The sequence below is a fragment of the Pseudopontixanthobacter vadosimaris genome (assembly GCF_012979275.1).
Classification (GTDB): Bacteria; Pseudomonadota; Alphaproteobacteria; order Sphingomonadales; family Sphingomonadaceae; genus Pseudopontixanthobacter; species Pseudopontixanthobacter vadosimaris.
In genome coordinates, this window is record NZ_JABASZ010000013.1 from 1 (window position 1) to 23,729 (window position 23,729).

The following is a 23,729-nucleotide window of genomic DNA, read 5'->3' on the forward strand; positions in this document are numbered from 1 at the left end:
GACCCGGCCCGCAGCGCGGATGGCCGCCGTAGCGCAGCAGCAGGGCGGCATCGAACAGCGCCTGGACGCGGCGGAGCAGCGCCTGACGCGCCTCGATATGCAGGCGCAGGCCGCCGCCGGCAATGCCGCGCGCGCCGAAGGGCTGCTGATCGCTTTCGCCACCCGCCGGGCGATGGAGCGGGGGGCGGAGCTTGGCTATCTGGCCGATCAGCTGCGGCTGCGGTTCGGCGATGCCCTGCCCAATGCCGTGGGCACGGTCATTTCCGCCTCGCGCGACCCCGTCACGCTCGACCGGCTGATCGCGCGGCTGGAAGGATTGCGGCCCGACCTGCGGGCGGATGCCAGCACGACGGGTCTGGCGCGCGTGCGGCAGGAATTATCCGAACTGTTCGTCATCCGCCGTGAAAGTGCGCCGTCGCCGCAGCCCGAACGCCGGATGGAACGGGCACGGCTCTTCCTCGAAAGCGGGCGGGTGAATGCCGCCGTGGCCGAAATCCGCAACCTCCCCGGTGCGGCAGAGGCGCAGGGTTGGATCGAGGACGCGGAACGCTATGCCGCGACGCAGCGCGCGCTCGACCTTATCGAAACCGCTGCCGTTTTGGAACCGCGCCGCTTGCGCGATGCGTCCGGCAATCCGGTGGGGCAACTGGGTGGACAGGTGGCTGAAACCGGGCAATAGGGGCCGGGCTCGCCGGACCGGCGTCAGCCCTTCAGCATCTCCGGCAAATCGCCGGTCACGCCGCGCGCTTCATCCATGAAGAAATCCTTCAGCACCGGGGTGCGTTCGACCGCGGCCATGCCGAACCGCCGCGCTGCCGAAGCCAGACTGCCGGGAATGCCGAACAGGCGCGTCAATCCATCGGTGGCGAAGGCGACGGTAAATGCGTCGAGGCCGCGCCATTTCTCGTAGCGGGACAGCAATTGCGCGTCGCCCGGTTCGAGCCCCAGCAAAGCGCCATCGCCAAGCACCTGCACCAGCGCGCCGACATCGCGCAGACCCAGGTTAAGCCCCTGTCCGGCGATCGGATGGATGCCATGCGCGGCATCGCCGACCAGAACCAGACGATCCGCCGTGATCCGCGCGGCATGATGGAAACCGAGCGGATAGGAAGCCCTGGGTCCCACCGAAATCAATTCGCCGAACAGCGTGCCCATACGCTGGTGAAGTTCGGCAAGGAAAGCACGGTCGGACAATTTGAGCACGCCGCTGGCGTCACCTTCATCCACCGTCCAGACCAGCGCGCTGCGATGCGCGCCGCCAGCATCATCCAGCATGGGGAGCAGGGCGAACGGCCCGGCGGGATAGAAGATTTCCCACGCCACATTGCGGTGCGGCAGTTCGTGGGTAAGCCCGGCGACGATGGCGCGGTGGCGGTAATCCCATTTCGCGACGACCAGCCCCGCATCCTCGCGCGTCGGGGAAGCGCGGCCTTCCGCGCCGACCATCAGGCTGGCGTGCAGCACCGCGCCGCCTTGCAGCGTGGCGGAAACGCCATGTTCGCCGCGCTGGCGGGTCACCACTTCCGATTTCGCATGCCAGTCGATCAGCGGTTCGTCCCTCGCCGCATCGAACAGCGCCTGCCGCAGGTCGCGATTGGCGAACATGCGGCCGAGGGTGCCGTCATCAGGGCCGGGGCGGAAATCGATCGCGCCTGGCTTCAACTGGTCGCTGACGGCGATGCTGGCGATGGGGCAACCGAGCGGTTCCAGCTGGTCCGCCAGTCCGATGTTGCCGAACAGGTTCCAGCTGGCCGTGGAAATGGCCGAGGCGCGTCCGTCGAAGCCTTCGGCCAGCAGATCGGCGGGATCGGCGCGGTCTACCACATGCGAGGACAGACCCTTGCGCGCGGCGGCGAGTGCCAGCGTCATGCCAACGAGGCCGCCGCCCAATATCAACAAGTCCCGGCGTGCGTCCGTCATGCAGTCCATCCGTTTTATTGCGGGTTCAGCTTCGCCGTTCTAGAGGCCCGGATGTGTTCGACGCAAGGATAATGCCGCGCCCCGATGCGCCCCGCAGATCTCCGGCCGGGTTGATCGCGGGTCTTCTGCTGCTGCTTGCCCTTGCGCTGATGCCCGTTCCCGCCGCAGCGCAGATTGCGGGCGCGCCGCCGCAGGGCAACAATATCGCGGCGCGCCTCGTTGCCGACGGGCCGGCCCGCGCGGGCCAGCAGATAACGCTGGCTATCGCCTTCGATCCGAAGCCCGGCTGGCATGGCTATTGGAAGAACCCCGGCGATGCAGGTTACGGCCTGGCGCTGGACTGGGAACTGCCTGCGGGGTGGCAGCCGGGCGAATTACTGTATCCCGTGCCCGAGACCCTGCTGATCGCCGGGCTGATGAACCATGTCTACGAAGGTCCGCATGCGGTGCTGGTGCCGCTGGAGGTGCCTGCGACCTACGACACGGACGGGCCTGTGCAAATTGCTGTCGATGCCCGCTGGCTCGCCTGCACCGACAAGATCTGCGTGCCCGAAAGCGCACGACTGACGCTGTCGCTGCCCGTGGCGGCGAATGGCGGCGATGCGCGTTTCGACCGCTGGCGCGCGCTGCTGCCGCCGCTGATCGACCGGACGGCACAGTTTGAAACCGCAGGAGATACTCTGCGCATCGCCATACCGCTTCCAGCGAGCCTCAGCCTCGCCGGTCCGCACCTCTTCATCGAACAGACCCGATTGGTGAACTATGCGGCGACACAGCAATTCGCCCGGGCCGGAGACTGGCTGGTCGGTGAAATCGCGCTTTCCGCCTCGCCGGAAGTTCCGCAGCGGATCAATGGCATTCTCGCATTGGGCGAAGGCGAGGGCATCCGTTTTTCCGCAGTGCCCGGTCCGGTTCCCGACGGCGGGCAGGCACTGGCGGCAAGCGGGGAGACACCGGCTTACTGGCTTCTGATCCTCGGCGCACTCGCCGGCGGATTGCTGCTGAATGGCATGCCGTGCGTCTTTCCCATCCTGAGCCTCAAGGCGCTCAGCCTGGCGCGCGCCGGGCGGAGCGAGGCGGAAGCGCGCGTGGAAGGGCTGAGCTACAGCGCAGGCGTCCTGCTGGCGTGCCTGGGCCTTGGCGGACTGCTGCTCGCCTTGCGCGCTGCGGGTCAGCAGGTGGGCTGGGCCTTCCAGTTGCAGCAGCCGGGCGTCGTGGTGGCCCTGCTGGTGCTGGCGGGGGCGATCACTGCCAATCTGGCCGGGCTCTATGCGCTGCCATCGTTCCGCCTCAGCCGCAGCGGCCGGCCGCTGAATTCCTTTGCCACCGGCTTGCTCGCCGCCTTCGTGGCTACGCCCTGCACCGGGCCGTTCATGGCGGCGGCGCTGGGGGCTGCGCTGTTGTTGCCGCCGATCGCCGCCCTGCTGCTGTTCGGAGCGCTGGGGCTGGGGCTGGCGCTGCCGTTCCTGCTGATCGGCTTCGTGCCAGCGCTTCGTCGCCGTTTGCCCAAGCCGGGTGCGTGGATGGAGCGGTTCCGGCGCCTCATGGCGATCCCGATGGGCCTGACCGCGCTGGCGCTCGTCTGGCTGTGCTGGCGGCTGGGCGGGGCCTTGTTTGCGCTGGAGGCGGTGGTGCTGGTCATGGCCGCTGTCGCATTGCTGGCGCTATGGAGCGCAGGATACCGGCCCGCGCGCAACCGGGGCGGATTTGCGATCGCGTTCGCTACGCTGACCGCCATCGCGGCGCTGGGAACGATGACGGCGTTTTATGCGCCCGCGGCACGGGCCACAGGCGGTATGCTGAACGCTCAGCCCTTCAGCGAAGCGCGGCTGGCGGAGGCCAGGGCCAGCGGCGCGCCCGTCTTCGTCTGGTTCACCGCCGATTGGTGCGTCACCTGCAAGGTGAACGAGCAGGTCGCCATCGAACGCGCCGAAACGCAGGCGGCATTCGCGCAAGCGGGCGTGGTAAGCATGGTTGGCGACTGGACGCGGGGCGATCCCGCAATCGGGCGCTTTCTTGACCAGCAGGGCGCGGCGGGCGTGCCGCTCTACCTCTGGTACGAATCGGGCGGAGCGGCCGAACACTTGCCGCAGGTGCTCGGGCCGCAGAGCCTCGTCACGCTGGCGGAGCGTCCGCGCTAAACCCGTCCGCCGGCTGGTCGGGATCGGTGTCATCCACCTCGATCTCGAGATCGGCTGAAGGTTCCACCTGCTGCGGCACACCTTCGCGGCACGATGCGATCAATTCGCCGGGCAGGGGGCTGGCATTCAGCCCCACGAGCCCGGCTCCGGGCAGGGTGGCGGTAAGCTTGCGCGGGCCGGTCAGCGCGCCGAGTGCGTAGGTCTGTGCCGGTATGTCGCCTTCCCACAGCCATGCCCGGCCATTGTGGACGGCATCCATCGGCACCCGCGCGATATGGCCGTTGCCGACGAAGGCCATCAGCGCCTTCGCCTCCGGATCGGCGCGGCTGAAGCGGGTGACATGCAGCGTCGGCTCGCCGCCGGGAAAGCGGCAGGCGAGCGCCAGCATCGGCACCTCGCCAGGAATGCCATAGAGGATCCGCAGGGCATCGCCCGCCTGCGCCCAGACCGCGCCCTCCACATTGGGCGAAGGCAGCGAAGGCGAGGCCATGCGGCTCCGCTCCTTCAGTTCCACCCGCTCGACATAATTGTCGGCGGCGGGCGGCTTGCAGGCGGAGAGCAGCAGAAGGCCGAGGGGCAGCGCAAGACGCATGGTCAGCGCGCGCGAATGAAGCGGCGGATGTCGTCGGACAATTGGGCGCGGTCTTCCTCGCGGACATACATCATGTGGCCGCTGTCGTAATAGTGCCACTCGATCCGGTCCTGCGGGATTCCGGGGCGCGACAGGGCATATTCCGCAGCGAAGAACGGGGTCGCGAAATCGTACCACCCCTGCGCCACCAGCACGCGCAGATCGGCATTCTCGCGCATCGCCTTGCCGATATAGGGCGCGACGGTCAGATAGGCATTCTCGTCACGTCCCCCGTCGATCTCCCAGTCCCACGGGCCGACATTGCCGATGGTGACATAGCTGCGGTCGGTCCGGTAACCGATATCCTCGCGCAGGAACTGGTTGATGGCGGCGGCATAGCCAGCATCGATGCCGTAGAAGCTGGGGTCGTTGTCCGGTCCTTCGCCCGCATTGTCGTAATCCCGGCCCGTGTAACGGCTGTCGAGCCGGCCGATTGTCAACCCCCGGTCGCGCAGCAATTCCTTGTAGAAGCGGCCCGGCCAGACGCGCAGATTGGCATTGTCGAGATAGGTTTCGGACAGGCCGGTGAAACGCGCCAGCTGGCTGCGGATGGCGGCATGTTCGGCGGGTGTCGCTGCCCGGCCCTTCAGCAGGAAGGAGGCGTAGGGGCCAAGGGCGAAGGCGCGCGCCTCGGCAACGAAGCCTTCCACCGACGCGGCTTCGGCCTTGCCGTGATACAGGGCCGTCGCCGCCATGGTCGGCAGATTGGTGACATAGCTCAGTTCATTACCTTCGCGGTCCGCGCCGGTGGCGAAATCGAGGATGGTGGAGATCAGGATGATGCCGTTCAGCGCGACATCATTATAGCCGCCTTCCAGTTCGTGCGCGACCGCGGCGCTGCGGGTGGTGCCATAGCTTTCCCCGCCGAGAAACTTCGGGCTGTTCCAGCGGCCGTTCTCGCTGATCCACAGGCGGATCACCTCTGCGACGGATTTCGCGTCCTTGGTGATGCCCCAGTAATCTTCCCCCTTGGTATCGCCGATGGTGTGGCTGAACCCGGTGCCGACCGGGTCGATGAAGACGAGGTCGGTCACGTCGAGCAGCGACTCCGGATTGTCCAGAATGGGATAGGGCGGAGCGCCGTCGTCGGTCGCATCGCCGGGAATGTCCACGCGCTTGGGGCCGAAAGCGCCCATCTGCAGCCAGACGCTGCCCGAACCCGGCCCGCCGTTAAACAGGAAGGTGACAGGGCGCGAAGGGTCGCGCGGGTCAGCGACATAGGAGGTGGTGACGATGGCCGCCATGGGCGTGCCATCCTCGGCCTTCAGCACGTTTTCCTGCACCGTGGCGGTGTAGGCGACGCGTTTGCCGCCGAAGGTGCCAACCATGTCCTTTGTCGCAGAATTGGCGAAGTAGGCCCTGGGGGCAGCAGTCTCGATGAGGTCATCTTCCTGTGCCACCAGCGGACCAGCCGGCGCCAGCAATGCAAGCGATGCGGCAAATACCGGGAACAGGGCGATATTCTTGCGGTGCGGCAGTGTCATGCCGGTCCTATGCCAGCGCGTGCCGGATGATTGAAGCCCCGCCGCAACCTTTCCCCCGCTTCACCCCTTCCACTTGCGTTTGGAATTGCCGTAGCGGGTCTTGCGCGTGCCCGGCTTGCCTTCGTTGCTGCGGCCGACGCGGGGCGCTTTCTGCTCCGTGTCGGGCAGGCCGAGCTCGTCCGCTTCCAATTTGCGGATCTCGTCGCGCAGGCGCCCGGCTTCCTCGAATTCGAGGTCGGACGCGGCCTTGCGCATCCGCTTCTCCAGATCCTCGATATGGCTGCGCAGGTTGTGGCCGACCAGATTGCTCGCATCGTCCTTGTCAGGCGTGCTGTCGGAGGCTGCGGAATAGGCGACGATATCGGCGATGTCCCGGCGGATCGTGCGCGGGGTGATGCCGTGCTCCTCGTTGAAGGCGCGCTGCTTCTCGCGGCGACGTTCGGTTTCCGCCATCGCCCGTTCCATGCTGCCGGTGATCCGGTCGGCATAGAGAATCACCCGCCCGTCGACATTGCGCGCCGCGCGGCCGATGGTCTGGATCAGGCTGGTCTCGCTGCGCAGGAAGCCTTCCTTGTCGGCATCGAGAATGCAGACCAGCCCGCATTCGGGAATGTCCAGCCCCTCGCGCAGCAGGTTGATGCCGACCAGCACGTCATAGACGCCGAGGCGCAGGTCGCGGATCAGCTCGATGCGCTCCAGCGTCTCGACATCGGAATGCATGTAGCGGACCTTCAGGCCCGCCTCATGCATGAATTCGGTAAGGTCTTCCGACATGCGCTTGGTCAGGGTCGTGACCAGCGTGCGATAGCCTGCCTGCGCCGTCTTGCGGCATTCTTCGATGCAATCCTGCACCTGGTCTTCCACCGGGCGGATGTCCACCGGCGGATCGATCAGGCCGGTGGGGCGGATGACCTGTTCGGCAAAGACGCCGCCGGTTTGCTCCATCTCCCACGGCCCCGGTGTCGCCGAAACGGCAAAGGTCTGCGGGCGCATCGCGTCCCATTCGTTGAAGCGCAGGGGCCGGTTGTCGATGCAGCTCGGCAGGCGGAAGCCATATTCCGCCAGCGTCAGCTTGCGCCGGTGATCGCCCTTGGACATCGCGCCGATCTGCGGCACGGTCTGGTGGCTTTCATCGACGAACAGCAGCGCGTTCTCGGGAATATATTCGAACAGCGTCGGCGGCGGTTCGCCCGGCAGGCGGCCCGTCAGGAAGCGGGAGTAATTCTCGATTCCGGCGCAGCTGCCGGTGGCGGCGATCATTTCCAGGTCGAAATTGACGCGCTGCTCCAGCCGCTGCGCTTCCAGCAGCAGCCCTTCGGCATGCAGTTCCTTCAGCCGTTCTTCCAGTTCGAAGCGAATGGCGGCAGTCGCCTGCTTCATGGTCGGCCCCGGAGTGACGTAATGCGAATTGGCATAGACGCGCACGCTTTTGAGGTCCGCGCCGGTCTTGCCGGTCAGCGGGTCGAATTCGCTGATGGATTCGATGTCGTCGCCGAAGAAACTGACGCGCCAGGCAACATCCTCGTAATGGCTGGGGAAGATTTCCAAGTTGTCGCCGCGCACCCGGAAATTGCCGCGTGCGAAGGCGACATCGTTGCGCTTGTACTGCAAGGCCACCAGCTTGCGGATAAGCTCGCGCTGATCGACGCTTGTCCCCGTCTTGATGTCGAAGATCATGGCCGAATAGGTTTCAACCGAACCGATGCCATACAGGCAGGACACGCTGGCGACGATGATCACGTCGTCGCGTTCCAGCAGCGACCGCGTGGCCGAATGGCGCATCCGGTCGATGGCCTCGTTCGTGCTCGATTCCTTCTCGATATAGGTATCGCTGCGCGGCACATAGGCTTCGGGCTGGTAATAGTCGTAATAGCTGACGAAATATTCGACGGCATTATTCGGGAAGAAGCTTTTGAACTCGCCGTAAAGCTGGGCCGCCAGGATCTTGTTGGGCGCAAGGATCAGGGCGGGGCGCTGCAATTCCTCGATCACGCGCGCCATGGTGAAGGTCTTGCCGCTGCCGGTCACGCCCAGCAGGACCTGCGTCTGATCGCCGTTCTTCGCCGCCTCCACCAGTTCGCCGATCGCACGTGGCTGGTCGCCTGCCGCCTGGTAATCGGACACGAGTTCGAAGCGTTTGCCCGGCATGGTCTTTGCCGGACGGTCGGGGCGGTGGGGGGTGAAGTCGGCGCTGGTGTCTGGTTCTTCCAGTCCGCGACGGATAACGAGTTCTGCCATGCGCGCGGATATGGGGCTGCGCCCCCAAGCTGGCAACCGGTGGCACGTTGCCTGTCAATCAGCTTGTCAATCAGAACCGGCTAAGCGATATAGCCAGCGTGGATGTGACCGACGCCTCGATGACCTCCAAGAATAGCGGAGCAGGCGCGAAGGGCCGTTACATCTCCGTCGCCCGGCGCATCCGGCTTGCCCGCGAGGTGGTGGAGGATGACGCGCCGAGCCCGCCGCTGGGCAAGATGCTGCGCGAACTCGGGCATTTTCTCGAACCGGCACGGCGGCTGGTCCGCAATGTGGAGGTCAGCCGCGCCGCGCACCCGCGCATGGTGATGCTGCTGCCCGGTTTCGGCGCGCATCCCCTCCGCATGCGCTACATGGCCCGGCACCTGGAGCGGGCAGGCCACACGGTGAAGCGCTGGGGGCAGGGCTTCAACATGGGCTTTGCACCCGAACGCTTCGAGATGCTGGAGGAACGGCTGATCGACCTGCACGAGCGCGGACAAGGCAAGGTGTTCCTGGTGGGGTGGAGCCTCGGCGGCATTTTCGCCCGCGAACTGGCGAAGCGCCATCCCGACAAGGTGGCCAAGGTCATCACCATGGGAAGTCCGTTTTCGGGAAGCCCGCGTGCCAACAACGCCTGGCGGGCCTATCAGATGGTGACCGGCCACCGCGTCGACCATCCGCCCATCGATACCGATCCAGCGGAAAAGCCACCTGTCCCCACCGTCGCCCTGTTCAGCCCGAACGACGGGATCGTGGCCGTGGAAAGCGCCGCGGGCGCCGAAGGAGAGCGCGACCGGGCGGTTGCATTGTCCTGCACCCACATGGGCTTCACCTATTCCGGAGAGGCCATCCGGACGGTGCTGCGGGAACTCGAAACGCTCTGAAACCTTGTATTCCTGAAGCGCATGCCGATCGGCGGCGCTCATTCCAGCCCGGTGAATGCGTCAGACCAACAGGTCGCCGCCGTGCAGCAACAGGGATACCGAGCGGAGATACATGAGCGAACCAGCAGCGAATTTCGACGAGATGCGGACGGCAGGGGGCGATGTCCGTCCGGCCTATGAAGGCTATTGCAACTGGTTTGACGAACAGGAAACCCGGCTTCTGAACCGCAAGAATTCCGAAGCGGAGAAGAATTTCCGCCGCACCGGAATTACCTTCAACGTCTATGGCGAGGACGAGGCCGAGGAACGGCTGATCCCCTTCGACATGGTGCCGCGCATCATCGACAGCGGCGAATGGCGCCGCGTCACCCGCGGGATCGAACAGCGGGTGAAGGCGCTCAACGCCTTCATGTACGATCTGTACCATCGGCAGGAAATCATCCGCGCGGGCCGCGTTCCCGAACGCCTGTTCCGGAACAACGAAGCCTGGCTGCCGAACATGGTCGGCTTCACCCCGCCGGGCGGCGTCTATACCCACATCGTCGGTATCGACCTGGTGCGGACCGGACCGGATGAATTCTTCGTGCTCGAGGATAATGCCCGCACACCTTCCGGCGTATCCTACATGCTGGAAAATCGCGAAACCATGATGGCGATGTTCCCCGAACTGTTCACCCGGGTGCCGGTGGAAACGGTGTCGGACTATCCGCGCCGGCTGGCCAAAAGCCTGGCTGCCTGCGCGCCGCCGGGCACCAGCGGCAAGCCCGTCGTCGCGGTGCTGACCCCCGGCATCTACAACAGCGCCTATTTCGAACACGCCTTCCTTGCCGACCAGATGGGCGCGGAACTGGTCGAAGGGACCGACCTGCGCGTCGTCGATGGCAAGGTGAAGATGCGGACCACCAGCGGCTATCGCACCGTCGATGTCATCTATCGCCGGGTCGACGATGATTTCCTCGATCCACTCAGCTTCAATCCCGGCAGCGTACTCGGGGTTCCGGGCATCATGGATGTCTACCGCGCAGGCAATGTCACCATCGCCAATGCGCCGGGCACCGGGGTGTGCGACGACAAGGCGATTTATTCCTTCATGCCGGAAATCGTCGAATTCTACACGGGCGAGAAGCCGCTGCTGCCCAATGTGCAGACATGGCGTTGCAGCGAAAAGGACAGCCTCGCCTATGTGCTCGACAATCTGCCCGAACTGGTGGTGAAGGAAGTGCATGGATCGGGCGGGTACGGCATGCTGATCGGCCCGACCTCGACGCGCAAGGAAGTGGCGGATTTCCGCAAGAAGATCGAGGCGCAGCCGGAAAATTACATCGCCCAGCCGACGCTGGCGCTGTCGACCTGCCCGGTGTTCACCAAATCCGGGCTGGCGCCGCGGCATGTCGATTTGCGGCCCTTCGTCCTGGTCTCTCCCGACAAGGTCGACATCACGCCCGGCGGCCTGACCCGCGTGGCGATGAAGAAGGGGTCGCTGGTGGTGAATTCCAGCCAGGGCGGCGGCACCAAGGATACCTGGGTGCTGAAGGAATGACCGTGCTGCGACTTGCGAAACCGACCTGCCTCGTGCCGATACAGGAGGGCTTCTCCTGATGCTTGGACGTACGGCCAATGGCCTGTTCTGGATGTTCCGCTATCTGGAACGGGTGGAAAACACCGCTCGCCTGCTCGATGCCGGGCTGCGGATGGCGCTGACCCGCGATTCGGTGACGGCGGAGGAGGAGTGGCGCTCCGTCATCTCCACCGCCGGGCAGAAGCGCGGCTATGAAGCGAAACACGGCACCTATACCGGTGTGCAGGCATGGAACTATATCCTGCGCGACCGGGAAAACCCTGCCAGCGTCACCGAGATGTTCAATCAGGTCCGCACCAATGCGCGCCTCGCCCGCAACGCCATCAGCGGCGAGGTTTGGGAAGCGATCAACGAAAGCTGGATGGAAATCCGCGATCTGCTGTCCCGCCCCGTGGGGCAGAACCACGTGGGTGAGGCGATCGCCATGGTCCGCCGCGCCGGAACGCTGGCCCATGGCGCGATGACGGGCTCCATGCTGCGTGATGAAAGCTTCCATTTCGCGCGTGCAGGCACTTTCATCGAACGGTTCGACAGCACCTCGCGCATATTGGACATCAAATATTACCTGCTGCTGCCCTCGCTGTCCTATGTCGGCTCCAGCCTGGATACCGGGCAGTGGGATACGGTGCTGCGCTCCGTATCGGGCGACCGCGCCTATCGCTGGATCAATGCCGGCAATATCGACGCGCGCGGTATCGTCGAATTCCTGGTGCTGGACGACCGGTTTCCCCGCAGCCTCGCGTTTTGCCAGTCCGCGTTGCGGCAGAACCTGGCCGCGCTGGCTCGCATCCATGGCCATGAAGGCCGCAGCAACGAATTGATGCGGCAGGCCGATACACAATTGTCATCGCTCACCATCGAGGAGATTTTCGAAATGGGTCTTCACCAGTTCCTGCTCGAATTCATGGCGAGCAATGCGCGCATCGCCGCCGCCATCGGCGAAGATTACAGGTTTCTTCGCTGATGCGCCTGTCGATCCGCCATACCACCCGCTATGTCTTTTCCGAACCGGTCGTCCATGCGCTGCAGCGGCTGCGCCTGACGCCCAAGGAAACGCAGGGGCAGCAGATCGCGTCCTGGGACATGCGTTATCAGAATGCGAGACCGGAACTGGAATATGACGATCAGCACTTCAATCACGTGACGCTGGTCGCCGTGGAAGAAGGCGCGCGCGAGGTCGTGATCGAATGCGAAGGCCGCGTCGACACGCATGACAATGCCGGCGTGATCGGCCGCCATTCGGGCCATCTGCCGCTGTGGAGCTTCCTGGCCCAGACGCCGCTGACCCGCCCCGGGCCGCGCGCCATCGACATGCTGCGCGATCTGCGTGCGGAGGAGGGTGCGAAGCTCGATTTCCTGCACGCTCTGTCCGAACGTATCCGCGAACGCGTGGCCTATACCACTGGTCAGACCGGCGTGGACACCACGGCGGAACAAGCCGTGCAGCTGGGCCATGGCGTCTGCCAGGATCATGCCCAGATCTTCATCGGTGCAGCACGGATGCACGACATTCCCGCCCGCTATGTCAGCGGCTATCTGATGATGAACGACCGCATCGATCAGGAAGCGACCCATGCCTGGGCCGAAGCGCATGTGGAGGGGCTGGGCTGGGTCGGGTTCGACATTTCGAACGGCATCAGTCCCGATACCCGCTATGTACGCGTGGCGACCGGGCGCGACTATCGCGACGCGGCACCGATCACCGGTATTACATTCGGCACGAACACGCAGGAACTGCATGTCGATGTTGCTGTGGAACAGCAGCAGAACGAGCAACAATAGACGACCGGCCATCGCGCCAGGGCGCGGCCAGAAGGAAAATTATGACGTATTGCGTGGGAATGGTTCTCGACAGGGGCCTCGTGTTGATGAGCGACACAAGGACGAATTCCGGCGTCGACAATATCTCGGTATTTCGCAAGATGTTCCACTGGTCTGTGCCCGGCGAACGCATGCTGGCCGTGATGACGGCGGGCAATCTGGCCACGACCCAGGCGGTGATCAGCCAGCTGGAGGAGCGTACGAAAGCGCCTGAGGAGCGGAACAATTCGCTGCTCGACGCACCCACGATGTTCAATGTCGCCACCGAAATCGGCCATCTGCTGCGCGAGACGATCGAGGCCCGGCAGGAGGCGAACGGAACGCGGGGCAAGGGCCGGTTCACCGCCTCCATCATCCTGGCCGGCCAGATCGCAGGCATGGAGCCGCGCCTGTTCATGATCTATCCCGAAGGCAATTTCATCGAGGCCAGCTTCGACACGCCCTTCTTCCAGATCGGCGAAACGAAATACGGCCGCCCCATCATCCTGCGCGCCTATGACCGGGAGATGAGCTTCGAGGATGCGGTGAAACTGCTGATGGTGTCCTTCGATTCGACGTTGAAGGCCAATCTTTCGGTGGGACTGCCGCTCGATCTGATGGTGATCGAGCGCGACCGGTTCGAACCTGCGCATGAGAAGCGCATATCGGCCGACGACCCCTATTTCGATGCGATCTCCTCAGGATGGGGAGAAGCGCTGCGCGCTGCCTTCCATTCCCTGCCCGACTACAGCTTTTTCACCGAGTGACCCGCAAGCGGGTGCTGCTGCCGCTTCCCTTTACGCGGAATTGCGGAGGCATTGGCTCGAAAATGGAGGACGTCTTGCCGGCTGCCTGCGCCTTGATACACCAGTGGCGGCGCTCCTAAACCTCCATTCTGGCGGCACTCACGAATGCGCGGAACCGCTGCTCGCGGCAGGTTGCGGGCATGACGACACAGCGAACTACATTGCATTTCGTGGCGGCCAGCAGCCGCCTCCGCGCCGAACTTGCCCGCGTGGCTTACGATCTCGGCCATCATGCCGAAGTTTATGCCGGCCCGCAGGAATTGCTGCGCCACCCGCCCCGCGACGGGATCGTCTTCGTCGACGATGACCGCGCGGGCGGCGGGGTTCCGCGCTTGCTGACGCATCTGGCAGCGCAGGGGCTATGGCTGCCGGTAGTGGCACTGGGGCATGACCCGGATGTCACCACCATTGTCACGGCGATGAAGGCGGGCGCGCTCGATTATCTGCCACTGCCTCTCGCTCCGGCGCCGCTGGAAAACACGCTGAACAATGTGGCCGAGGAAGCAGAAGCCTTCGGCAAGGCACGCCGCCGCATGATCGAGGCGCGCGGGCGCCTGTCTGCCCTGTCCGGGCGCGAGCGCGAGGTGCTGGACTGGTTAAGCCGCGGCAGCAGCAACAAGAATATCGCCCGCGAACTCGACATCAGCCCGCGGACGGTGGAGATCCACCGGGCCAACATGATGAACAAGCTTGGGGCGAGCCATGCAGCGGATGCCGTGCGCCTGCGGCTGGAGGCCCAGATCGAGGACATGCAGCAGGCCTGACACCCGGCCCGGAACGCACTATGGCCGACCTTAGCGGCAGAAGCTGTTGCCGGTGCGTTCCAGGTGGAAGTGATCGCGATGCGCCGCATTGTAATCGGGGCCGAGCACGGTCCCGAAACGCTTGCAGGCGCTCTGCTGGACGATCCGCAGGAACTGGCGGCGGCGCGGATCGCCGCTGTTCCAGTCCTCGTCCACCGCGATGCGCCGGCCGTCCTTCAGAACGAAGGCGCTGACATCCACGGCCTCGGCACTGGAATGCGAACTGCGGCGGCTCGATCCGGCGATATTGCGGCAGGAATAGCTTCCGAATGTCTCGATCCGCAGCAATCCGCTGCCCAGGATCTGGCGGGCGGCGCGGTCGACGCCGTACCGCGCCCAGCCGGCCGTCGCTTCGGCCAGCGGGCAGGTTACCGGCCCGATATTGCCGAGGCCGAATTCGCTCGTATCGCCTTGCAGGGCGCTCAATTGCACGCTGCCCAGAACCGAACATCCGGCGCCGTAATAACGGTCAGGCACCGGGCTGAACTTCGCCCCGACCTGATCGAGATTGGCGATACAGCGGGCGGCATCGGGGCTTCGCACGATCGGCCTGCTGCCGACTGGCGGCGCGCGCGTGGCGGATGGCGCGCGCGTGGCACCATCGGGCGCACTCCGGCCCGCCGGGAGCAGGGAACACCCCGAAAGGACAAGCGCGCCGAGCAGGGTCGCGGCAACAGCAGGGAATCCGAATGGCCTCATCGCTCGCCCGTCTGCCCGCACCCGCCTGAACCTCGTTCTAACGCCGCGCAGGCGAGGGGACCTCTCGCGCGGAAGGCGTAGTCAGGCCGCTGACGATGACGATGGCGAGCCAGGCCGCGATGAAGCCGGGGATGATTTCGTAAATGCCCTGGCCGCCTGCGAAGGAGGAATTCCAGCCCGCCGCGATCCAGACGATTACAACCACGGCTCCGGTGACCAGCCCGGCCAGCGCGCCCGATCCGGTCATGCGCGGCCAGGTCAGCGCCAGGATTATGAGCGGCCCGAAGGCAGCCCCGAACCCGGCCCAGGCATTGGCGACGAGGGCCAGCACCTCGCTGTCCGGGTCGGCGGCGATGGCGATGGCGGCCAGCGCCACCAATGCGACGCACAGCCTGCCGACATTCACGATCTCCCGCTCGCTGGCCGATTTGCGCAGGAACAGGCGGTAGAAATCCTCGGTCAGCGAACTCGACGAAACCAGCAATTGCGAGGAGATCGTGCTCATGATTGCGGCCAGCAGCGCAGCCAGCAGGAATCCCGTGATCAGCGGGCTGAACAGCAGATCGGCCAGCACGATGAAGATCGTTTCGGGATCTTCCAGCGCGATGCCGTTCAACGCCATGTAGCCACGCCCCGCGATCCCGACGCCCAGCGCGCCGAGCAGCGACACGAACATCCAGCTCATCCCGATGTTGCGCGCCACGGCGACATCGGGGACCGAACGCACCGCCATGAAGCGCACGATGATATGCGGTTGCCCGAAATAGCCAAGGCCCCAGCTGACGGCCGAAAGACGGCCGATCAGCGTCAGCCCTTCCGTCAGGCTGAGGAAAGTGGGATCGATGGCCGACACGGCGTCGCCGACCGCCGCTGGCCCGCCATCGCCGAGCAGCACCACCACCGGCATCAGCACCAGCGCGACCACCATGATGCAGCCCTGCACGAAATCGGTCAGGCTGACGGCCAGGAACCCGCCGACCATCGTATAGGCGAGCACGACTCCCGCCGTCAGCCAGATGCCCGTCATGTAATCGCTCATCCCCGTTTCGCCGAACAGGTCGGCGAAGCTGGTGACGAACAATTTGCCCCCGCCGACAAGGCCCGCTGCCGTATAGATGGTGAAGAACACCACGATGATTATTGCGCTGGTCACCCGCAGGGCGATGGCGCGATCGGGAAACTTGTTCGCCAGAAATTGCGGGATGGTCAGCGCATTGCCGTAATCCTCGGTCTGACGACGCAGGCGGGGGGCGACGATGATCCAGTTCGCAAATGCACCGACGAACAGGCCGATGCCGATCCATGCCTCGACCATGCCGGCAGCGTAAAGCGCACCGGGCAGTCCCAGCAGCAGCCAGCCCGACATATCCGACGCTCCGGCGGACAGCGCAGCCACGGCCGGGTGCAGATTGCGTCCGCCGAGCAGATAGCCTTCGCTGTCAGCGGTGGACTTGCGCCAGGCATAGAGGCCGATGGCGATCATCAGGACGAAATAGAGGGCGAGAGAGATCAGGGTTCCGGTCTGCATGGCGGCTGGACATAAGGAACGGCGGCTGCCTTGTCACCTGGAGCGTCACCTGGAGCGTCACCTGGAGCGTCACCTGGAGCCGGGTCATCCGGAGTCGCCGGAACCCGGCATGCAAAGGGCCGTTGAGGCTGCATGGGCACTGGTCTGGCAAGCTATGTAACCGCCGCGATGGCATCGGGTTTCGCGGCGATCCATCTGTTCATCGGCAGGCTGGAATGGCTTGAAAGCCTGCCGCGCAACCGCTTCCTGTCTTTTGCGGGCGGTGTGGCGGTTGCTTATGTTTTCCTGCATGTCCTGCCCGATCTCGGCGCACATTCGGCGGAGATTTCCTCGATTGCCGGTCGCGATCCGGTCAGGGTCGAAAGCCTCGTCTACAGTCTGGGCCTGCTCGGCCTGATGATCTTTTTCGGGCTGGAGCGCAGGGTGCGCCTGTCGCGGGCGAAGAGCCGCAACCGCGGCGAAGGCGACAGGATGACGGACGATGTGCTGTGGCTGCACATCGGCAGCTTCTCGGTGCTGAATTTCCTGATTGGCTATCTGCTCAACAATCGCGAGGAGCTGGGGTTCGTTTCGCTCGCCCTCTATTTCGGAGCGATGGTGCTCCATTTCGTCACCGCCGACCTGGGCATGCGGCGCGACCATGCGGAAGCCTACGATCGGATCGGGCGCTGGGTGATCGTTGCGGCGGTGATGGGCGGCTGGCTGGCGGGGCTTTACGTCGAGCTGCCGCCCATCGCCATCGGCTGCGTATTCGCCTTCGTGTCGGGCGGTATCATCCTGAACGTGCTGAAGGAGGAATTGCCCGAGGATCGCGAGAGCAAGTTCCTCCCGTTCGCCGGCGGCGCGGCGCTGTTCGCCCTCATGGTCATCGCCGAGCGGACGCTCTGAAGATCCATCTGCCAAGGTAAAAGCCGCACAGCTGCACGATGCAGATGCGCGGCTTTTTCTCGTCCAGTCGAACGGCGCCGCAGCGCCCCGAATATCAGTCCTCGACGCGGCGGCTCGCCTTCTTGCGCTCGTTCGGATCGAGGATCGCCTTGCGCAGGCGGATCGTTTCGGGCGTCACCTCGACCATTTCGTCATTGTCGATATAGGCGATGGCCTGTTCCAGCGTCATCACGCGCGGCGGCGTCAGGCGAATGGCATCGTCCTTGCCGGTGGAGCGGAAATTGGTCAGCTGCTTCGACTTCATCGGATTGACTTCGAGATCCTGCGGTTTCGCATTCTCCCCGATGATCATCCCTTCGTAGATCTTCTGCTGCGGCACGATCATCAATTCGCCGCGATCTTCAAGCGCATTCAGCGCGTAGCCGACCGCCTCGCCGGTGCCGTTGGAGATCAGCACGCCATTGGCGCGGCCTTCGATCGGGCCCTTGTAGGGGCCGTATTTCTCGAACAGCCGGTTCATGATGCCAGTGCCGCGCGTGTCGGACAGGAATTCGCCGTGATAGCCGATCAGCCCGCGCGACGGAGCGGAGAAGGTGATGCGCGTCTTGCCGCCGCCGCTGGGGCGCATGTCAGTCATCTCGCCCTTGCGGCTCGCCATTTTCTCCACGACCGTGCCCGAATGTTCCTCGTCCACGTCGATGACCACGGTTTCATAAGGTTCGGTGCGGTTGCCGTCCTCGTCCGTCTGGAACAGCACGCGGGGGCGGCTGATGCCGAGTTCGAACCCTTCGCGGCGCATCGTCTCGATCAGCACGCCCAGCTGCAATTCGCCGCGCCCTGCGACTTCGAAACTGTCCTTGTCCGCGCTCTCGGTGACGCGAATGGCGACATTGCTTTCCGCCTCGCGCGCCAGGCGGTCGCGGATCATGCGGCTGGTCACCTTGGTGCCTTCGCGCCCGGCCATCGGGCTGTCATTGACGGAAAAGCGCATCGACAGGGTCGGCGGATCGATCGGCTGCGCGTGCAGCGGCTCGGTCACTTCGGGATTGGCGATAGTGTCGGCCACGGTCGCGGTGGTCATGCCCGCGATGGAGATGATGTCACCGGCATTCGCCTCGTCCACCGGTACGCGTTCCAGCCCGCGAAAGGCGAGGATCTTCGATGCGCGGCCGGTCTCGACCACCTTGCCCTCATTGTTCAGCGCGTGGATCGGATCGTTGACCCTGATCGACCCGCTGGCGACGAGGCCGGTCAGGATACGGCCAAGGAAATTGTCGCGGTCGAGCAGGGTGACGAGGAATTTGAACGGGCCGTCTTTGTCCGCTGCCGGGGCGGGGACATGCTCCACGATCTTCTCGAACAGGGGCGTCAGATCGCCCTCGCGCGCATCCATGTCGGTGCTGGCATAGCCATTGCGGCCAGAGGCGTAGAGCACGGGAAAGTCGAGCTGTTCGTCATTGGCATCCAGGCTGACGAACAGGTCGAACACCTCGTCCAGCACCTCCTGCGGGCGGCCATCGGGGCGGTCGATCTTGTTCACGACGACGATGGGTTTCAGCCCCAGCGCCAGCGCCTTGCCGGTGACGAATTTAGTCTGCGGCATCGCGCCTTCGCTGCTGTCGACCAGCAGGATGACGCCATCGACCATCGACAGGATACGCTCCACCTCGCCGCCGAAATCGGCGTGACCGGGCGTATCGACGATGTTGATGCGCATGTCCTGCCATTCGACGCTGGTGCATTTGGCGAGGATGGTGATCCCGCGTTCCTTTTCCAGATCGTTCGAATCCATCGCCCGTTCCTCGACCCGCTGATTTTCGCGGAAGGTGCCGGACTGGCGGAAGAGCTGGTCGACAAGAGTGGTCTTGCCGTGGTCGACATGGGCGATAATCGCCACATTGCGTAAGGAAGCGGTCATCGCCTAGGGAACTTTCGTGTTGATGTGGTTGCCGTCCGGCACCGGAGATGGAGCCGTGGAGGAACACGGGCGCCAGTATGGCAATCACGTGATCCGGCCCCTAATCCGGCAGTCGCGCGCGTCTCTAGCCGATATGGTGCGATGCAGCAAGCGCAGCGCTGTGTCGAAGCGGCAACAATCGCTCTCCGGGATGACCGATAATTAGCCTTCCTGCTTGAGATATGATGAACCCAATCTTATCCCGCGCCCCGCAACGGGTGGCCCCCGATGTGGTTCGCCACGAAGCGGGGGCACTGCAATCATGGGGATGTCGAGCTTTGAAGATCTTGAATCGTGCCGCCTTTCTGTCCGGCGCCGCTACTGTCGCTTTTACTTTTCCAGCCGTCGCTTTCGCGCAGGAGGTGAACCCTGCCGAGCCCAATCCCGATGGTGACAATTTCGAATTGAGCCAGGATTCGGCAACCGGCAACCAGATCGTCGTGACCGCGACGAAACGCGCCCAGACGCTGCAGGAAATCCCGGCCGCCGTTACGGTTACCACGGCGGAGACGCTGGAACGTGCGCAGATCCGCGATCTACAGGATCTGCAATCCGTGGTGCCGTCGCTGCGGGTGCAGCAGCTGCAAAGCTCGGCCAATACCAATTTCATCATTCGCGGCTTCGGCAATGGTGCGAACAATGCCGGCATCGAACCGTCGGTCGGCGTGTTCGTCGACGGCGTCTATCGCAGCCGCACGGCATCGCAGATTTCCGATCTTCCCGATGTCGCCCGGATCGAGGTTCTGCGCGGGCCGCAATCGACCCTGTTCGGCAAGAATGCATCGGCGGGCGTTATCTCGATCGTCACGCAGGAGCCTGAATTCAGCTTCGGCGGGCAGATCGATGCCTCCTACGGCAATTTCGATTCGAAAGTGCTCAAGGGCCTGCTGACCGGCCCTGTCACCGATTCGATCGCGGTCAGCCTCGCCGGCGGCATCAACAAGCGCGACGGTTATCTGTTCGATGCGAATACCGGAAATGACGTGAACGACCGCGACCGCTGGTTCGTGCGCGGGCAGGCACTGTTCGAAAACGGCGGCCCCCTTCGTGCGCGGATCATCGCCGATTACGACAAGGTGGACGAACTCTGCTGCGGCGTGGTCAATCTGCGCCAGTCACCCGCGACGCAGGCAGTCTTTGCCGTCGGTGGCCGGGTCAACGATCCGGCGGACCGCTTCGACGATGTCATCTTCAACAATCTGGATTCGCTGAACGATATCGAGAATTACGGCATTTCCGGACAGCTCGATTACGAACTCGGCGGGTTTACGCTGACCTCCATCACGGCCTATCGCGAGTCGCGGGCCTTCACCAACCAGGATGCCGACTTCACCAGCGCCGACCTGATCGGCCGGAAATCCGACGATGTCGCCATCGACACCTTTACGCAGGAACTGCGCCTTGCCGGCAATATAACCGACCGGATCAGCCTGCTGGTCGGCGGCTATTATTTCGACGAGACCGTCGATCAATTCAGCCAGCTCAAATTCGGCGACGACTTTCGTCCCTATGCCGATCTGCTCATCCGCGGCCAGTCTAACGGTGCCTTCAACGTGCCGCTGGTGGAAGCGACCATCGGAACCATCCTCGGTGATCCCACGCGGTTTCAGGGCCAGTTCTTCGGCGCGGGGCAGGGCCTCGATGAAAGCTACGATCTGACGAACGAAGCCTACAGCGTCTTCGGCCAGGTGGATTTCGAACTGATTGACGGGCTGACGCTGACGCTGGGCGGAAACTACACCAATGACGAAAAGGCGATCACAACCGACGTGACATCCAGCGACGTGTTTTCCGCGCTGGACCTGCGGGCGATCGGCAATGCCGGTATCTTCCAGCAGGGTCTGTCGCAGCAGATCGGCGGGATTCTCGGCCTTGGCCGTCCTGCCTCGGCTGCGGAAATCGGCAGATTTGCGGCAGCCAACCCGGCGGGCTTCGGTGCGATATCGACCGGCGTGCGGGCTTTTGCCGATGCGAACGATCTGAACCCGGCAGTGAACCCGCTGATCGCCCTGCGCAGTCTGCAATTCCAGCCGCCCTTCCTCAACGTGCCGAATGCGGTCGAGGACGGCCGGACTGACGACGACGATTTCAGCTACACCATCCGCCTTGCCTATGATGTATCGCGGCAGATCAACGTCTATGCCTCTTATGCGACCGGCTTCAAGGCCAGCTCCTTCAACCTGTCGCGCGACAGCCGGCCGCTTGCCGGCGACGTTCCGGCGCTGACGCAGGCCGGGCTGCTGCTGCCGAACCTGTCCACCGGTTCGCGCTTCGCAGGTCCGGAGGAATCCACCGTCTATGAAGCGGGCATAAAGGCCGACTGGGGTTTCGCAGGCGCGAATCTGACGGTGTTCCAGCAGGAAATAGACGGCTTCCAATCCAATATCTTCACCGGGACCGGCTTCGCTCTGGCCAACGCCGGCCTGCAGGAAACCTTCGGCATCGAATTCGAAGGCATCGTGCGCCCCTCCGACGAACTGACGTTCAACACATCGTTCACCTATCTCGATGCGAAATACGACAGCTTTCCAAGCAGCGCGATCGGCGATCTCTCGGGCTTTCAGGTGGCCGGCATTCCTGAACTGTCCGCCACCTTCGCGGCGCAATATGACAAGGAACTCGGCAATGGCGACCGCGTGATCCTGCGCGGCGACTATCATTACGAATCCGATACGCAGGTCATCCAGGGCCTGCCCGCTTTCCTGGATGGCGGACAGGCGGTGGCGATTGCCGTAGCGCGTCCGTTCCGCCGGCAGGTAGACGATGTGAATGCGTCGCTGACCTATGCCTTCGAAAACGGGCTGGAGATTTCCGCCTGGGGCCGAAACCTGCTGGACGACCGCTACCTGTTGTCGGTCTTCGATTCCGTGGCGCAGGCGGGGTCGATCTCCGGCTATCCCAACCAGCCGCGCACCTATGGCGGATCGGTCCGTTATCGCTTCTGATTGCGGCAATCTCGCATGAAAAAGGGGCCATTCGTGGCCCCTTTTTTGAATTTCTGTTGCCGGATTGTTTCTCGATGCAATCGCTTCAAGGGCGCTTCACAGGGTGCGGAGCGCGCGTGCCGGGCGCACCCGCAGCAGCGGCAGCGATCCGGCGAGCGCAAAGGCGAGGACGAGCGCCAGTCCGGCACCCAGCACGGCCAGTATCCAGCCCCAGTCGGGCAGCCAGTCGAATTCGAACAATTGCGTGATGACCAACCAGGCAAACCCGCTCCCCAACACCAGGGCCACCACCGCCAGGATCAGCGCCAATGCGCCATATTCCAGCAATTGCATGATCAGCACCTGCCGGCGGCTTGCCCCCAGCACCCGAAAAATCACCGTGTCATAGATGCGGGCGGCGCGGGCGGCGGCGATCGCCCCCAGCAGCACCGCCAGACCGGCCAGCACCGCCACTGATGCGGCTGCCAGCGTGGCCAGACCTACCTGGCCGAGGATGATGCGCGCCTCTGCCAGCACCTGCCCGATTTCTATGACCGACGTAGAAGGAAAGCGGTTCACCAGCCGGCGCAGCAACGGCCCCGCTACGGCATTTTCAGGCAGGTCCACGGTCGCGGCCAGATTATGCGGCGCATCGGCCAGCGTATTCGGAGAGAACACCAGCACGTAATTGAAGCCGAGGCTTTCCCAGTCGATGCGCCGGAAACTCGCAATCCGCGCGGTGCGCTCCACACCCAGAACCCCGATGGTCAGCATGTCGCCGACCTCCAGCCCGACGGCCTCCCCCAGTTCCGCATCGACCGAGACGAGGTTCTCGCCCGTCCAGTCTGCCGGCCACCATTCGCCAGATGTCACGACATTGCCGGCAGGAACTTCTTCCGCATAGGTCAGTCCGCGTTCGCCCCGCAGCGGCCATGCGCCGTCGGGGATCTCGTCGAGGTCGGCCACGCGGGTCATCGCGCCTTCCGGGCCATAGGCGAGGATCGCCCCGCGCAGCGCCGGAACGGTGCGGATGGCCGCATCGGGATGCTCCGCGCGGACGGTGCTGCGGAAGGCTGCTTCGTCGCCGCGCGGAATGTCGAGGACGAAATAGTCGGGCGCCTCATCGGGCACGCGCTGCTGGATATTCCCGTCGATGGCGGTCTGCACCGCTGCGAGCAGGACGAAGGCGGAGAGGCCGAACCCGAGCGCCGTCACCAGCGCCCCGGTGGATGCGCCGGGGCGGTGCAGATTGGCAAGCGCGTTCCGCAGCAGCGGATTGGCGGGGCTGGGCAGGCGCGCCGCCAGCTTCCGGATGCCCAGCCCCAGCAGAGCGAGCATCGCCAGCGCCGCCGCCGCGCCCAGCAGGAACCCGCCCGACAGCAGCGGCTGTTTAGCCTCGATCAGCGCCAGGCCCGCGATGGCGGCCAGTCCGCCTGCGACTCCGGCC

18 protein-coding genes are annotated in these 23,729 nt (G+C 64.4%); 10 read left to right on the forward strand and 8 right to left on the reverse strand.

The window, feature by feature from the left end; all coding sequences use genetic code 11:
- The coding region (locus HG250_RS02205; protein ID WP_170002413.1) for a hypothetical protein at positions 1–679 on the forward strand (679 nt) is incomplete at its 5' end.
- 23 nt (positions 680–702) lie between these two features.
- On the opposite strand, the gene HG250_RS02210 is transcribed toward HG250_RS02205, so the two are convergent.
- A complete protein-coding gene (locus HG250_RS02210) occupies positions 703–1,920 on the reverse strand; it encodes an FAD-dependent monooxygenase (protein ID WP_240956867.1) in 1,218 nt (405 codons plus the stop codon).
- Positions 1,921–1,973: 53 nt separating this feature from the next.
- Between HG250_RS02210 and HG250_RS02215 the strand changes: the two genes are divergently transcribed.
- A complete protein-coding gene (locus HG250_RS02215) occupies positions 1,974–4,061 on the forward strand; it encodes a protein-disulfide reductase DsbD family protein (protein ID WP_338103827.1) in 2,088 nt (695 codons plus the stop codon).
- Here the strand turns inward: HG250_RS02215 and HG250_RS02220 are convergent.
- The 3 genes from HG250_RS02220 to uvrB are packed head-to-tail and all read right to left on the reverse strand — an operon-like array spanning position 4,036 to position 8,414.
- Positions 4,036–4,653, reverse strand: coding sequence for a hypothetical protein (locus HG250_RS02220; protein WP_170002417.1), 618 nt, complete (start codon positions 4,651–4,653; stop codon positions 4,036–4,038). The two genes, HG250_RS02215 and HG250_RS02220, sit on opposite strands and share 26 nt — an antisense overlap.
- Positions 4,654–4,655: 2 nt before the next feature.
- The gene (locus HG250_RS02225) at positions 4,656–6,176 is read right to left on the reverse strand and encodes a S10 family peptidase (RefSeq protein WP_170002419.1); all 1,521 of its coding nucleotides are present in this window, start codon (positions 6,174–6,176) and stop codon (positions 4,656–4,658) included.
- A gap of 60 nt (positions 6,177–6,236) precedes the next feature.
- A complete protein-coding gene (gene uvrB, locus HG250_RS02230; protein WP_170002421.1) occupies positions 6,237–8,414 on the reverse strand; it encodes an excinuclease ABC subunit UvrB in 2,178 nt (725 codons plus the stop codon).
- Positions 8,415–8,512: 98 nt separating this feature from the next.
- Between uvrB and HG250_RS02235 the strand changes: the two genes are divergently transcribed.
- From HG250_RS02235 to HG250_RS02260, 6 genes are all read left to right on the forward strand, one after another.
- Positions 8,513–9,298 carry an esterase/lipase family protein gene (locus tag HG250_RS02235; protein ID WP_338103828.1) on the forward strand — a complete coding sequence of 262 codons (786 nt, stop codon included), beginning with the start codon at positions 8,513–8,515 and terminating at the stop codon, positions 9,296–9,298.
- 112 nt (positions 9,299–9,410) lie between these two features.
- On the forward strand, positions 9,411–10,838 hold the full coding sequence (locus HG250_RS02240) for a circularly permuted type 2 ATP-grasp protein (RefSeq protein WP_170002423.1): 1,428 nt from the start codon (positions 9,411–9,413) through the stop codon (positions 10,836–10,838).
- Between the two features lie 58 nt (positions 10,839–10,896).
- On the forward strand, positions 10,897–11,841 hold the full coding sequence (locus HG250_RS02245; protein WP_170002425.1) for an alpha-E domain-containing protein: 945 nt from the start codon (positions 10,897–10,899) through the stop codon (positions 11,839–11,841).
- Complete coding sequence (locus tag HG250_RS02250; RefSeq protein WP_170002427.1) at positions 11,841–12,659, forward strand: transglutaminase family protein; 819 nt, start codon at positions 11,841–11,843, stop codon at positions 12,657–12,659. The genes HG250_RS02245 and HG250_RS02250 overlap by 1 nt, the downstream gene beginning before the upstream one ends.
- Positions 12,660–12,700: 41 nt before the next feature.
- A complete protein-coding gene (locus HG250_RS02255) occupies positions 12,701–13,444 on the forward strand; it encodes a proteasome-type protease (protein ID WP_170002429.1) in 744 nt (247 codons plus the stop codon).
- A 179-nt stretch (positions 13,445–13,623) separates the two neighbouring features.
- The gene (locus HG250_RS02260; protein ID WP_170002431.1) at positions 13,624–14,247 is read left to right on the forward strand and encodes a response regulator transcription factor; all 624 of its coding nucleotides are present in this window, start codon (positions 13,624–13,626) and stop codon (positions 14,245–14,247) included.
- A gap of 30 nt (positions 14,248–14,277) precedes the next feature.
- Here the strand turns inward: HG250_RS02260 and HG250_RS02265 are convergent, their stop codons facing one another.
- Positions 14,278–14,985, reverse strand: a complete 708-nt coding sequence (locus HG250_RS02265) for an extensin-like domain-containing protein (RefSeq protein WP_170002433.1) — start codon at positions 14,983–14,985, stop codon at positions 14,278–14,280.
- Positions 14,986–15,022: 37 nt separating this feature from the next.
- Positions 15,023–16,513: a sodium/proline symporter PutP gene (gene putP / locus HG250_RS02270; protein ID WP_170002435.1), complete on the reverse strand. Its 1,491-nt coding sequence runs from the start codon at positions 16,511–16,513 to the stop codon at positions 15,023–15,025.
- Positions 16,514–16,645: 132 nt separating this feature from the next.
- Here putP and HG250_RS02275 point away from each other — a divergent pair, with 132 nt between their 5' ends.
- On the forward strand, positions 16,646–17,401 hold the full coding sequence (locus HG250_RS02275; protein ID WP_170002436.1) for a hypothetical protein: 756 nt from the start codon (positions 16,646–16,648) through the stop codon (positions 17,399–17,401).
- A 94-nt stretch (positions 17,402–17,495) separates the two neighbouring features.
- Here the strand turns inward: HG250_RS02275 and typA are convergent, their stop codons facing one another.
- Positions 17,496–19,319 carry a translational GTPase TypA gene (gene typA / locus HG250_RS02280; RefSeq protein WP_170002438.1) on the reverse strand — a complete coding sequence of 608 codons (1,824 nt, stop codon included), beginning with the start codon at positions 19,317–19,319 and terminating at the stop codon, positions 17,496–17,498.
- Between the two features lie 317 nt (positions 19,320–19,636).
- On the opposite strand from typA, the gene HG250_RS02285 reads away from it, so the two are divergent.
- The gene (locus HG250_RS02285; protein WP_240956868.1) at positions 19,637–22,303 is read left to right on the forward strand and encodes a TonB-dependent receptor; all 2,667 of its coding nucleotides are present in this window, start codon (positions 19,637–19,639) and stop codon (positions 22,301–22,303) included.
- 96 nt (positions 22,304–22,399) lie between these two features.
- Here HG250_RS02285 and HG250_RS02290 read toward each other — a convergent pair.
- Positions 22,400–23,729: ABC transporter permease (locus HG250_RS02290; protein WP_170002440.1), on the reverse strand; the 1,330-nt coding region annotated here is incomplete at its 5' end.

Excerpts from the sequence above, each read along its gene's own strand:
- HG250_RS02275 (WP_170002436.1), top strand. The coding sequence starts at position 16,646 with ATGGGCACTGGTCTGGCAAGCTATGTAACCGCCGCGATGGCATCGGGT.
- HG250_RS02245 (WP_170002425.1), top strand. The coding sequence starts at position 10,897 with ATGCTTGGACGTACGGCCAATGGCCTGTTCTGGATGTTCCGCTATCTG.
- HG250_RS02265 (WP_170002433.1), bottom strand. The coding sequence starts at position 14,985 with ATGAGGCCATTCGGATTCCCTGCTGTTGCCGCGACCCTGCTCGGCGCG.
- HG250_RS02240 (WP_170002423.1), top strand. The coding sequence starts at position 9,411 with ATGAGCGAACCAGCAGCGAATTTCGACGAGATGCGGACGGCAGGGGGC.
- HG250_RS02250 (WP_170002427.1), top strand. The coding sequence starts at position 11,841 with ATGCGCCTGTCGATCCGCCATACCACCCGCTATGTCTTTTCCGAACCG.
- HG250_RS02210 (WP_240956867.1), bottom strand. The coding sequence starts at position 1,920 with ATGACGGACGCACGCCGGGACTTGTTGATATTGGGCGGCGGCCTCGTT.
- typA (WP_170002438.1), bottom strand. The coding sequence starts at position 19,319 with ATGACCGCTTCCTTACGCAATGTGGCGATTATCGCCCATGTCGACCAC.
- HG250_RS02260 (WP_170002431.1), top strand. The coding sequence starts at position 13,624 with ATGACGACACAGCGAACTACATTGCATTTCGTGGCGGCCAGCAGCCGC.
- HG250_RS02255 (WP_170002429.1), top strand. The coding sequence starts at position 12,701 with ATGACGTATTGCGTGGGAATGGTTCTCGACAGGGGCCTCGTGTTGATG.
- putP (WP_170002435.1), bottom strand. The coding sequence starts at position 16,513 with ATGCAGACCGGAACCCTGATCTCTCTCGCCCTCTATTTCGTCCTGATG.
- HG250_RS02225 (WP_170002419.1), bottom strand. The coding sequence starts at position 6,176 with ATGACACTGCCGCACCGCAAGAATATCGCCCTGTTCCCGGTATTTGCC.
- HG250_RS02220 (WP_170002417.1), bottom strand. The coding sequence starts at position 4,653 with ATGCGTCTTGCGCTGCCCCTCGGCCTTCTGCTGCTCTCCGCCTGCAAG.
- uvrB (WP_170002421.1), bottom strand. The coding sequence starts at position 8,414 with ATGGCAGAACTCGTTATCCGTCGCGGACTGGAAGAACCAGACACCAGC.